General features: G+C 57.0%; 2 pseudogenes. Both read left to right on the forward strand.

What is annotated here, in order from left to right:
• A pseudogene (locus AC1DRJ_RS30315) lies at positions 1-206 on the forward strand (hypothetical protein); the annotation flags it as partial.
• 153 nt (positions 207-359) lie between these two features.
• Positions 360-846 (forward strand): annotated as a pseudogene (locus AC1DRJ_RS30320) (chorismate mutase); the annotation flags it as partial.

The raw sequence follows: 846 nt of genomic DNA on the forward strand, positions 1-846 counted from the left end.
GTGTAGCCGCTGATGGTTCTGACCGACTGATCGAAAACCGTGTAGCCGCTGATGGTTCTGACCGCCTGATCGAAAACCGTGTAGCCGCTGATGGTTCTGACCGCCTGATCGAAAACCGTGTAGCCGCTGATGGTTCCGACCGACTGATGCAGAACCGCGTCGCCGAAGGTGGTGCTGACCGTTTGATCAAGTATCGCGCCGCATGAATGAATAACCTTCACGCAACACTCAACGAAAAGCCCGGCCAAACAAGCCGGGCTTTTTTGTGCACAAAATAAATCAGTCCCTACTTAATGCCCCTGCCGCACCTGTGGTACATAAGTATTGATTGTGAATTTTGCGCTCAATGAGGTTTACCCATGCCCCACTCCCAACGCTTGCCGCAACTGCTGAGCTGCGCCCTGTTCGGTTTATTTGCTGGTGGCGTCCAGGCCGGTACACCCTCCCCGGCACCCGATAGCTTGTTACCGCTGCTGGTGACGATCAACGAGCGCTTGAATACTGCGGATCTGGTGGCGTTGACCAAATGGGACAGTGGCAAACCGGTCCAGGACACCGCCCGGGAAACGCAGCTTATTGCCAACGCCAGGAAGACAGCCGAGAGCCGGAAGCTGAATCCAGACGAGGTTGCCGAACTGATCGCCGCACAAATCGAAGCCAACAAGCTGGTGCAATACGGCCTGCTCGCGCAATGGCGCGCAGCGGACAAGGCGCCAGACACGCCACGGCCGGACCTTCTCAATCAGATCAGGCCACAACTGGATGCGTTACAACACCGCCTGCTGCAGCAATACGCCGACTTCGTGCCCTATCGAAATGACCCAACTGCCCAGACTGGCTGGGGAC

This window comes from Pseudomonas sp. P5_B2 (assembly GCF_056400445.1).